This window comes from Pseudobacillus sp. 179-B 2D1 NHS, from assembly GCF_045370945.1.
GTDB lineage: Bacteria > Bacillota > Bacilli > Bacillales > Domibacillaceae > Pseudobacillus.
Genome location: NZ_JBIQDP010000035.1, coordinates 23,971 through 35,285, shown reverse-complemented (window position 1 = coordinate 35,285; position 11,315 = coordinate 23,971). Strand labels below are relative to the sequence as shown.

At 43.2% G+C, this 11,315-nt stretch carries 8 protein-coding genes; 7 read left to right on the top strand and 1 reads right to left on the bottom strand.

Going from position 1 to position 11,315, the window contains the following annotated elements:
• Positions 1-273 precede the first annotated feature (273 nt).
• The 7 genes from ACH0BF_RS22855 (at position 274) to ACH0BF_RS22825 (ending at position 10,209) form a co-directional block, all read left to right on the top strand.
• Complete coding sequence (locus ACH0BF_RS22855) at positions 274-1,866, top strand: catalase (RefSeq protein ID WP_120030935.1); 1,593 nt, start codon at positions 274-276, stop codon at positions 1,864-1,866.
• A gap of 578 nt (positions 1,867-2,444) precedes the next feature.
• Complete coding sequence (locus tag ACH0BF_RS22850) at positions 2,445-3,074, top strand: TetR/AcrR family transcriptional regulator (protein WP_340854315.1); 630 nt, start codon at positions 2,445-2,447, stop codon at positions 3,072-3,074.
• Entirely contained in the window at positions 3,071-3,460 is a 390-nt protein-coding gene (locus ACH0BF_RS22845) for an OsmC family protein (RefSeq protein ID WP_340854314.1), read from the top strand. Before ACH0BF_RS22850 ends, ACH0BF_RS22845 begins: the two co-directional genes overlap by 4 nt.
• 58 nt (positions 3,461-3,518) lie before the next feature.
• Complete coding sequence (locus ACH0BF_RS22840; RefSeq protein WP_406910359.1) at positions 3,519-4,868, top strand: cytosine permease; 1,350 nt, start codon at positions 3,519-3,521, stop codon at positions 4,866-4,868.
• 24 nt (positions 4,869-4,892) lie between these two features.
• Positions 4,893-6,998, top strand: coding sequence for a hydantoinase/oxoprolinase family protein (locus tag ACH0BF_RS22835; protein WP_406910358.1), 2,106 nt, complete (start codon positions 4,893-4,895; stop codon positions 6,996-6,998).
• A complete protein-coding gene (locus tag ACH0BF_RS22830; RefSeq protein ID WP_406910357.1) occupies positions 6,995-8,470 on the top strand; it encodes a hydantoinase B/oxoprolinase family protein in 1,476 nt (491 codons plus the stop codon). Before ACH0BF_RS22835 ends, ACH0BF_RS22830 begins: the two co-directional genes overlap by 4 nt.
• Positions 8,467-10,209 carry a hydantoinase B/oxoprolinase family protein gene (locus tag ACH0BF_RS22825; RefSeq protein WP_340854311.1) on the top strand — a complete coding sequence of 581 codons (1,743 nt, stop codon included), beginning with the start codon at positions 8,467-8,469 and terminating at the stop codon, positions 10,207-10,209. The genes ACH0BF_RS22830 and ACH0BF_RS22825 overlap by 4 nt, the downstream gene beginning before the upstream one ends.
• A gap of 84 nt (positions 10,210-10,293) precedes the next feature.
• On the opposite strand, the gene ACH0BF_RS22820 is transcribed toward ACH0BF_RS22825, so the two are convergent.
• Positions 10,294-11,190, bottom strand: coding sequence for a LysR family transcriptional regulator (locus ACH0BF_RS22820; RefSeq protein WP_340854310.1), 897 nt, complete (start codon positions 11,188-11,190; stop codon positions 10,294-10,296).
• Positions 11,191-11,315: the final 125 nt, after the last annotated feature.

Here is an 11,315-nt window from a genome sequence, read left to right as displayed (position 1 = left end):
GTTATTTTCGAGTATCCCATACTCGTTTTCAACTTAAAGGTGTTTTTTATTTGTCTCACTTTATGGGGTCAGTCCCAATAAAAGGTGGCCGGCTTTTTTTCTAGCCTATGCTATTTGAAATAATGAGCAGGGGAGCTAAGGTATTTTTCTCCTGTTCTAGGGACATTCATTTCATCAGGCATTTTTAAAAACAAGGTTTATTCAGGAATATATGGATAGTATGAGGGAAATATAACATGTGGCAAGGAATAAAAAAACTTTGGAGGATCGTTCATGAAAAATAACCAATCCAATCATCAAAGCCAGACGAATGAAGAACACGAAAACACATTAACGAATCGGCAGGGTCATCCTGTGACGAATAATCAAAATATGAGAACGGTTGGAAATCGCGGTCCAGCCATGTTAGAGAATTATGATTTTATTGAGAAAGTCAGCCATTTTGATAGAGAACGGATTCCAGAGCGCGTCGTGCATGCGCGTGGTGCCGGAGCCCATGGCTATTTTGAGGCCTATGGAACAGCTGGAAAGGAACCTGTTTCAAAGTACACGAGGGCGAAATTGTTTCAAGAAAAAGGCAAAAAAACGCCTGTTTTTGTACGTTTTTCGTCAGTTATCCATGGAGGGCATTCTCCGGAAACGTTGCGTGATCCTCGCGGCTTTGCCGTGAAATTTTATACAGAGGATGGGAACTGGGATCTTGTCGGGAATAACTTGAAAATTTTCTTTATCCGTGATGCGATGAAGTTCCCGGATATGATTCATGCATTTAAGCCTGATCCAGTGACGAATATCCAAGATCCAGAGAGGTTTTTTGACTTTTGTGCAAGCTCTCCGGAATCTTTCCATATGGTGACTTTTGTTTATTCTCCTTGGGGAATTCCTGCGAACTATCGCATGATGCAAGGTTCTGGAGTGAACACGTACCGCTGGGTTAACAATGAAGGAAAAGCAGTCCTCGTTAAATATCACTGGGAACCGAAACAGGGCATTAAAAACTTGACGATGAAAGAAGCGGGCGAAATTCAAGCTACAAACTTTAATCATGCTACACAAGATTTATATGAAGCTATTGAGCGCGGCGAATATCCGGAGTGGGAGCTTCTTGTACAAGTCATGAGCGATGAAGAGCACCCTGAACTTGATTTTGACCCGCTGGACTGTACAAAATTATGGCCGGAAGATCAATTCCCATGGCTGCCGGTGGGCAAGATGGTTCTAAACAAAAACCCGGAAGATTATTTTACTGAAGTGGAACAAGCTGCATTTGGCACAGGTGTGCTTGTGGATGGCCTTGATTTTTCTGATGATAAAATGCTGCAGGGCAGAACATTTTCTTATTCAGATACACAGCGTTATCGTGTCGGACCGAATTATCTTCAACTGCCGATTAATGCGCCGAAAAAGCGGGTGGCTACCAATCAGAGCGGCGGACAGATGCAGTATAAAGTTGATCATCCAAATCCTCATATCAACTATGAACCATCCATACTGGACGGCCTGAAAGAAGCCAAACAGCATGGCAAGGAACATACGCCACATGTGGAAGGGAATATTGTACGCGAGTCGATTGAACGGACGAACGATACAAAACAGGCAGGCGAAACGTATCGCCAATTCGAACAGTGGGAAAAGGATGAATTGATCGCAAACCTTGTAGCCGATCTTTCACGATGCGACCAGCGCATTCAAGATAAAATGATTTCTTATGCGGAGGAAGCAGATGAAGAGTATGGCCGCCGTTTAAGAGAAGGATTAGCCAATGCGCCAAAGGGAGGCTCTACCCGTAAGCCACTTGGAGATAACCATGCAGAGGATGCTACCAAACAAGCTGTAGAAAAAGGGCATGACGCTGATCCATACTAAATAGCTGAAAAAAGCCATAAACGAAATGTTTATGGCTTTTTTTTCGAGATTTGCAGAGGAGAAAAAACTGCCTTCTTCTGAAGATTCTTGCCTACACTTTAGTGTCGGCATAGCAGCTTGCATGCAAATATAACCAAGGAAGAAACCGAAGAGTGATCGATCGTTGTCTAAGCCTTTGGATGCTCTATTTTAATGGGCAATGTTAGTGAAATGTAAGAAGAAACGTTGCTCTTTAAATTGTGCAAAAGAGGCTATTCAGAAAGGATGTCATCAGTTTGCTTGCTATATGACGCTTCGGAAGCATATGTTTCCGATATCATAAGACCAGTAAAAAACGCTTAATCGAGTATTCTGAAATAGAGAAAAAGCTATAAGGGTTCATCTATACTGCTTATCGGTTATCATACTTCACAGACTATGAACTAAACATTGTAAAAAGAGACCGAATATAAAGCATAACTTGACTATAAATAAAACCTTGTATTATATTAAATCATATAAGTCTTATAGGAATTTAGGATTTTTTGTTCTAAAACTGACTGACTTGTCAATCAATAAAGGAAAGAAGGGAAAGATAATTGGCAAATACAGATCGCAGAGAGGAACTTTTGCACGCAGCTCTTGAGATTTTCGCTACTAAAGGCTATCATGCCACGAAAATTTCGGACATTGTAAAACAGACAGGGGTTGCACAAGGGACCTTTTACTGGCATTTCAAAAGCAAAGAGGAAATTGCATTAGAAATTATCGGTACAGGGAAAGAAAATTTGCTTGCAGCGATCCACCAGGGGTACAGGCAAACTTTTGGGACAACCGATGATATGATCAAATCTTCTACAGCTCTTATGAAGAGGATTTTCACTTTTGCCGAGAAAAATCGCAATCTTCTAACTCTCCTGTTAATCAAGGGACAAGGAGCAGATCCTGTAATTAGAGAAGCGGTTGCAGACACGGTTATAAGTATTGAAGAGGCATTCAAAAAAAATATTGAAAGAGCGATTGAGCTGGAGATGCTAAATTCTAATCATAATGTTGATTTGCAAGCCAACATGTTAACGAGCCTTGTCATAGGCACACTGTCAAAATGGCTGTTTGGACCGAAGAACGACCTTAGCTATACACCGACCCTTTCTGTCGATGAGATTACTAGGGAATTAGTCGATTTTGAATTTTTTGGTTTGATTGGCCAAAGGAGGGAAACAGATTGACTGTTATTAAACAAGAAAATAAAGAATTCGGTATTTTTAATCAGATGGGCAAACAGGTAGAGGGAGCCTTTGCTCCTAATTCAAAGGGGCTTTCTCCAATCGAACTTCTAGAAGCTTCTTTAGGCATGTGTCTTGTTATTTCTCTGCAAAGAATGTTTGAAAGGGACGGCATAACTGTATTAGATCATGAATTTTCAGTGGAGGTATCTGCCAAGAAAGCCCTGGAGGGTCCTTCCCGTGTAGAGAGGTGCAAGGTGGCTGTTACATTTCCGGAACATTTCACCGCTGAGTACAAAAAAAAGCTAATCATTTCGGCGGAAAGGGCATGCACCATAGGCAATACATTAAAACAGGGGTTAATGATTGATATAGAAGAGACAATATAACATGTTTGTTGTTTAGAATTTTCAATCTTTCGCTTAACTAAAATAAGGAGATTTTAAGATGGAAAAGAATGTACGAAAAATTCCTCAAGCCCAGACAGATGATTTTGCTGTGACCTCTGTGCCGGCAGAACAGAGAAAATCGTCTGTCAATATTGCTATTACAAGTTGTGCCTGGATTATTTCATTGTCGACGATTGTGACGGGCGGGGCTCTTATTCAAGGGCTAAATTTTAAGAATGCGATTTTTGCAGCTATATTCGGCATGTTAATTTTAGCTGTTTATGGATTTTTTCAAGGGGTAATGGGCGCTAAATATGGAATTTCAACTACGGTTCTGGCCCGTCAGGCTTTTGGACGTTATGGCGCGAGCCTATTCGGGATTGTATTGGCTTTAACCCTTGGAGTTGGATGGTTTGGCTGGCAGGTTGCTTTTTTTGGGACGACCATTTCTGAAATGTTTCCAAATGTTTGGCTCGCACAGCCTGAGGTGGCTATCGTTTGGGGAGGCATCTTAATGATGTGTACAGCCTTTATCGGTTACCGCGGACTTGCTGCCTTAAGCTTTATTGCTGTTCCCTTAGTTGTCATCTTATCGATTTGGGGGATTGTGAGTGCTGTCAATTATTCTGGAAGCTGGCATGCTTTATTATCATTTGAGCCAGCAGGCGATCCGATGACTGTTTTCGCGGGAATTACGATCGTCGTTGGAAATGCAGCCTTGGGTGCAGTAGTCTTTCCGGATGTAACGAGATATGCCAAAAGTGCGGCTTCCGGCGGCATTAGTGCATCTGTCGGTTATTTTCTTGGAGGGGTTTTCTGTATTATTGCTGGGGCCGCAATGGCCATTGCAGCCCAAGTTCCTGATATCGGGTCTACACCAAACATCCCAGCCGCCATGAGCAAGCTAGGACTAGGATTTTTTGCCTTTTTGATTTTAATTTTTGCTCAATGGACAACAAATGACAACAACTTATATACCGGCTCTTTAGGTCTTCGGAATGTTGTGAAAATCCCTAAAAAAGTCTTGGTTATTTGTATGGGGGTTATTGGGATCCTCATTGCGCTCATGGGTATTCAAGATATGTTTGTGCCATTCTTATCGTTCTTAGGGTTATATGTTCCCCCGATTGCAGGTGTAATGATTGCGGATCACTGGATTGTAGGGCCTAAGATTCGAAATAAGAAATATGAATTTGGGCCAGGATCGGCGTATTCGGGATTAAACATTGCGGCGATTGTATCTGTAGTGATCGGTGGTTTTGTTACTTCTAAATTATCATTTGGTATTGGACCGATTAATTCTACTCTTCTTGCTTTCTTAATTTATATTGTTCTTACTTTTATTTTGAACAAATTAAACCTGCGTTACGAGCTTGGAGAAGTAAAGGAAGAGTCATCTGGATTTTAAGCGAATAGAAGGAGGAAAAGCTTCATGGAGAAACAACAAAATCAATGGGTGTTCGGAGTGGATGTCGGTGGAACGTTTACCGATTTAGTGGCTATCGACAGACACGGTAAAATGGTTTCAACTAAAACTCCTTCAACACCTGATCAATCAGATGGTGTCATGAATGGAATTAAGAAAGTCTCCGAAATCATTGGAGTGGATATAAAAGTTCTTTTAGCGAACAGTCCATTAGTTGTCCACGGAACAACTGTAGCGACAAACTCATTACTAGAGTATAACGGTGCGAAAGTAGGGTTGCTTACGACAGAGGGATTCCGTGACGAAATTGAATTCCGCCGTGCCTATAAGGAAAGCGTATTTTCTCCGCGCCTTCAGGCGCCCTTTCAAATTGTTCCAAGAAGATATCGAGTGGGGATCCCTGAACGTCTAGATCATGCGGGAAAAGTAATCAAAGAGTTAGATGAAGCAGCTGTACGTCAGGCCGTCCGCGACTTTGTTGAGGAGGGAATCGAGGCTATTGCGGTATGCTTCCTATTCAGCTTCATGAATCCTTCCCACGAAAGCCGGGTAAGAGAGATTATCCAGGAAGAAGCTCCTGGTATGTTTGTTTCCTTATCTTACGAAGTGTTGCCACAAATTCGGGAGTTTGAACGCGTCAGCACGATCATTGTAAATGCCTTTACAGGGCCATCAATGCAAAGCTATTTAAACCATTTGGATGAACGTCTCCGTGCAGACGGTTTTACAGGTGAATTATTTGTTATGCAATCAAATGGAGGAGTCCAAAACGTCTTACAGAGTGGGAAATTTGCGGCCGGCGCTCTTCTCTCAGGGCCGGCAGGAGGGGTGACAGCCGCTTCCTTCATTGGAGAAAAATCAGGGTACGAAAATGTCATCACTGTTGATATGGGCGGAACAAGCTATGATGTCTCGGTGATCGAAAAATTAAATCCAGCCATTACAACTGAAAACTGGATCAGCCGTTACCGTGTCGCATTGCCAATGATGGATATCCATACAATTGGCTCTGGAGGTGGAAGCATCGCCTGGATTGATAATGGTGGAGCCCTGCAAGTTGGGCCTAGAAGTGCAGGGTCAACTCCAGGCCCTGCTTGTTATGGAAGAGGGGGAGAAGAACCAACTGTTACAGATGTCAATGTGTTCTTAGGCTATATTAATCCTGACAACTTCCTGGGAGGGGAAATGAAGCTTGACCGTTCGTTAGCTGAAAAAGCTATTCGCACACGCATTGCAGACCCGCTTGGCATTTCAACAGTAGAAGCGGCCCTTGCCATCTCGCAAATCGTAAATAGTGATATGTCGAATGCTGTCCATTTTGTGACAACACAGCGCGGACATGACCCGCGCAACTTTGCCTTAATGGCCGTTGGTGGTGCAGGAGCCATTCATGCTGGAAAACAGGCAGAAGATCTTGGAATCAATACGGTGATTGTTCCCTCTTTAGCTCCTGTTTTTTGCGCACTCGGTGATGTCGCAGCAAATCTAAAGGTAACAGAACTGAGAACCCGCTTTGAAAGCATGAACCAAGTGGATCTTCAAGCGATGAATGCTGATTTTGAAAAGATGGAACAAACAGCTCGTGAAAAACTAGGCGGACAATCCGTAACGGATCAGTATGAAACTCGTCGTTATATTGATATGCGCTATGCAGGAGAGGTGCATGAAGTTACTGTGCCAGTAAAATCAAGAACTCGCCGAATTACGGAGCTGAACCTTGAAGCAACGGTTACCGATTTTCATGAGCTTCATGAAAGAATGTTTGCTCACAAAGATCCAGGTCACGAAATTGAAATTTTAAATCTTCGCCTTGACCTTGTAGGGGTGAGAGAGCCGTTAAAGTTGAAAGAGGAGCCTTTCCAACAGGAGGACCCTGCTCAAGCACAAACGGGTGAGCGCGAGATGTATTTTGACACGGAGCCGACGCGGACGCCTATTTACGACGGTTCCTTGCTGGAACCAGGAAACCTGATAGTTGGGCCCGCGATTATCGAACAGTGGGGAACAACGATTGTCGTTTACCCGGGGCATGAGGCTTTGATCGATTCTTACCGCAACTGTGTCATTGAAGTCAAACACTCTCCTGCCCAGCAAAGGAGTGGAAATGAATGATCCAAGCGCAAATTTTATACAGCAAGCTACAGTCCATCGGCAGAGAAGTGGGAGATAATTTGCAACGAATTTCCCGCTCTCCCTTGTTGTCCCAGGATCGGGCGTTTGCTACAGCCATTTTTACCAATGAGTTAAAAATAGCTATTCAACACCAATATGAGCCAGAGCACTTATTTGCCTTAAAAGAAAGTGTAGAGAACCTGTTTGACTATTTTTCTTTTGATATTGCGGATGGGGATGTATTATTGGTGGCTGATCCCTACAGCGGTGGAACGAAAGGGCAATCTTTGACGATGGCAGCTCCTTTATTTGTAGAAGGAGAGCTCGTGCTTTTTCCTGCTATTCGCGCACAAATGATGGATCTGGCCGGTGAATACCCGGGTGGTTTTCATCCGGATGCTTTTGAGGTATGGCAGGAAAATATGCGTATTACACCGATCAAGCTTTATAAACAAGGGGTACTGCAAGCGGATATTTTACGGTTTTTATTATCTAACAGCCGCATACCTACTTCCTTCAAATCGGATTTAGAGACAATGTACACATGCTTGCGCGGAGCTCAGCAACAACTCAAAAAACTTCTTGGCAGCTATGGGCAGCAGAAAGTAGATGCATCCATTGAAAGCATTTTTCAATACAGTCGAAAACGAGTGGAGCAACATTTATCACAGCTTCCCAAAGCAGGGCTGAAAGCTCTGGTGGAATTTGAAACGACACAAGGAGATAAAAATGCCATCGATGTGAGCATTACCATTCCGAACAACGCTGTTGAAATTGATCTGACTGGCTCCTCCATGCAGTCAACGAAGCCTATTAATTCCCCGATAGCTTTGACAAAAGCATTTTCGGTTTGGCCGTTTCTCGCAACGATTGCCGATGAACTCTCGATTAATGAAGGTACGCTGGAACCGTTTAACATCAAAACAAAGGCCGGAACGATACTAGACCCACAATTTCCAGCAGCTACTGCTTTAGCACCAAGCATGACAGGGCATTTTCTTGCTGAAGCGATCTATCGGGCTATTCAAAATGGCCAGGGTCCGACAGAGGAATTTCCCCCGATTTACGGAACTGGTCCACAAGCCATTTTCTATCCTGAGCTTGGGACAAGAGCTGAAACCCAATCGATTGTCCTTGTCCCTGGATATCCTTCCACGGATAAAGGTTTTGGACCGCCTGCTCTATTTGGACAGAGGCTGCTTGTGTCGGCGGAAGAGTTAGAACTTTATCATGGCTTCAAGATAGTTTCTCGCGAGTGGACGGATAGGAAGGAAGAGTTGAAAGTCTCCTTGCTGAATCAGGATGAGGATGTTTATTTTAACTTGATTTTACCTTTTAGTGAAGATGGGGACTATGGATCTGTTACAAGAGAGGGAGAAGGAAAAGAAACGTTTTATCAAAGTATAGTCAATCAACATGTGAAGAAAGGCGATCTCCTCGTCTTTACATACCCCGGAAAGGAGGAGCAATGATGATAAACCAAGAGGTAATCTTGTCACAGGTGGTTGGAGGCTCACTTGATGCAATTGCGCGAGAAATGAGCGCAACGGTTACGAGAACAGCGCGTTCACCACTTTTTAATGAAGCACATGATTTTACAACAGGCGTGTTTGATCTTTCCGGAAAGAAATCCCGGCTCGTTGCACAAGCTCCTGGATGTACTTTGCACTTGTATGCAGTTGTAGGGGCAGTTGATCATTTATTGGATGCTTTTCGGTATGATCTTCATCCAGGCGATATTCTGCTTGTAAATGATCCGTATCATGGCGGCTCACACAGCCTTGATTGGACGATTGTCATGCCAGTTTTTTATAATCGAAAGCCGATTCTGCTGCCAGCCGTACGCAGTCACATGGGAGATAATGGCGGACCGGTTGCCGGCGGATACAATCCGCGCTCACAAGATATTTGGCATGATGGGCTTCGTATCCCACCGTTAAAAATTTATGAGCGTGGCGAGAAGCGGAGAGATGTATTTGATTTAATCATCGCCAATAATCGTCTTTCTCATTGGCTTGAAGGAGATTTAAATGCGATGATTGGCGCTTGTAAACTAGCTGCTAGCCGAATTCAAACAATGCTCGATAAGTATAGCGATGAAAAGGTAATCAAGGCCATCGATCACCGCATTCAATATACAGAAAAACGGGTTCGCGATGAGATCGCCAGCTGGCCGGACGGCACTTATATTGGAGAAACGTTTGCCGATCATGACTTCCAAGGGAATCGTGACATTAGAGTTAAGGCAACCGTGACTGTGAGCGGCAGTGATCTTCATATCGACTTTACTGGATCTTCGCCACAGGTAAAGGGCTTTATCAACAGTCCGCTCTCTAATACTACTTCATTTGCTTTTGTTGGAATATCGACTTGTTGTGAGGAGGACATTCCAGTTAATGAAGGGTATATGAACCCGGTGACAGTAACGGCGCCATTAGGAACAGTGGTTAATCCACGCCTTCCTGCTCCGTGTGGGCATGCGACCGCTTGTGTAGGAGCAGAGATTGCCGAGGCTGTGCTCCAAGCCCTTTCCCAATGTGCTCCTACCCGTGTAGGGGTTAATGCTCATAAGTTGCCACTTGCTTATTCTCATGGAAAGTATGATGATGGCAAACCGTGGGTAAATTTGAATTTTTACGGCTACACGGGCGGTGCGGGAGCTGCTTATGAAACAGACGGCTGGGGCCTTTATCCTCCTGTAATGACCGGGGTTATTCTCCCGTCGATTGAAATGAATGAAGTTCAGTATCCAAGCCGTGTCTTAAAGCACGAATATACTAGTGATTTTACGGGTGCTGGCCGCTGGAGAGGCACACCTGGACTAGATGTACAAATTCAGCATTTAAAGGAAAGTGCCACAAGTGTGATGATGGCAGGAGTACGAAATACAACAAAAGGCTACTGTGAGGGCCTTCATGCCCCGGCAAACAAAGTGATTGTCAATTATGGAACAGAAGAAGCACAGGAAATTGATGAAACGGCTTTTGAAGTGAAAATGCCGGCAGGGGGGATTATCCAGTTTTACCGAGCCGGCGGCGGTGGCTGGGGAGATCCATTTGAGAGGGACCCGGAAAAAGTGTTAGAGGATGTCTTAAATGAATTTGTAAGCATAGAATCCGCATGGCGCGACTATGGGGTCGTCATCGACGCTAAAACGCAAACGATTAACTATGCAGAAACCGAACGCATCCGTGCTTCTCGTTTGTTATAAATAAATTCTGCCAGGAGAGAAAAGAGCGGACTAAAATGGGTGTATAAAAAGCCTTTTTAGTCCGCATTTTATTTTTGTCGGGATTCACAGACCGCCATTAATCCTACTAATAAAGCGATTAAGAATATTAGAGGAAGTTTTATCTTTTCGGCATACCAATCCGTAATAAACGGGAGTTGAGAAGGGCAATTCCAGATCTATAGTGATCAAGTCATGGGTTAATTCCGCTTGTGTATCCGCAAATGAATAATCAAGCCCTATCGTCACAGCGATTCCTTGTTTCACGGCATTTTGTATAGCACGAGTATTATTGGTTATAAATAACACGTTCACGTCTCCGTATTGAGCAATTAACTCGTATGCATCCGTTCTAATGAACTCATCATCGTACAACACTAGCGTATGGCCGGAAAGCTGATGAGGACGTATGGTTTTATTGAGTGAAAGAGGAGAGTTTTTATTTACTCCTACTACAAGTTTCCCTTCTAATACCCGGTCAAAGTAACATTCCTTTTCTTTCTGTGCAATTTCCTCTGATAGGACGATAAAGCCTATATCCACATGATTAGTATGTATATCCTCTAATATTTCCTTCGTTCCTTTTTCGATAATTTCTATTTTGACCTTTGGAAAATCTTTTTTGAAACTGGAGACGGTATCTACCAGCAAATGCATCGGCCCGGGGATCGTTGCAATTCTTAAATGACCGCTCAGCGCATTGGTATAAGATTGGGCTTCTTCCAGCATCTCATCCACTTTTATCAAAATTTCATTTGCCTTCGTGATAATGGCCATTCCTTCAGGGGTTGGAGTTGCGCCAATGCCTCGGGAACGAGTAAACAAAGAAAGCCCCAGCTCTGATTCGAGAAGAGAAATAGACTGGCTTATGGCTGGCAGTGTAACATTTAAGTTTTTTGACACTTGAGTAAAAGAGCTGGTTTTTGCTGCTTCCACAATGTACCTCATTTGTTCAAGATTCATATCATTTCTCCTTATTAAGTAAAAGTTAATTTATAAATAAATATATATAAATTTTAATTAATAAACTAGAGGGGTAAAATATAAAAGAAGAATTTTTTAAAGTAAAAGAACACAATCTAAACAAC

What these genes read in the sequence shown, in the direction of transcription:
- ACH0BF_RS22855 (WP_120030935.1), top strand. Translation starts at nt 274, where the DNA reads ATGAAAAATAACCAATCCAATCATCAAAGCCAGACGAATGAAGAACAC.
- ACH0BF_RS22840 (WP_406910359.1), top strand. Translation starts at nt 3,519, where the DNA reads ATGGAAAAGAATGTACGAAAAATTCCTCAAGCCCAGACAGATGATTTT.
- ACH0BF_RS22835 (WP_406910358.1), top strand. Translation starts at nt 4,893, where the DNA reads ATGGAGAAACAACAAAATCAATGGGTGTTCGGAGTGGATGTCGGTGGA.
- ACH0BF_RS22830 (WP_406910357.1), top strand. Translation starts at nt 6,995, where the DNA reads ATGATCCAAGCGCAAATTTTATACAGCAAGCTACAGTCCATCGGCAGA.
- ACH0BF_RS22825 (WP_340854311.1), top strand. Translation starts at nt 8,467, where the DNA reads ATGATGATAAACCAAGAGGTAATCTTGTCACAGGTGGTTGGAGGCTCA.
- ACH0BF_RS22820 (WP_340854310.1), bottom strand. Translation starts at nt 11,190, where the DNA reads ATGAATCTTGAACAAATGAGGTACATTGTGGAAGCAGCAAAAACCAGC.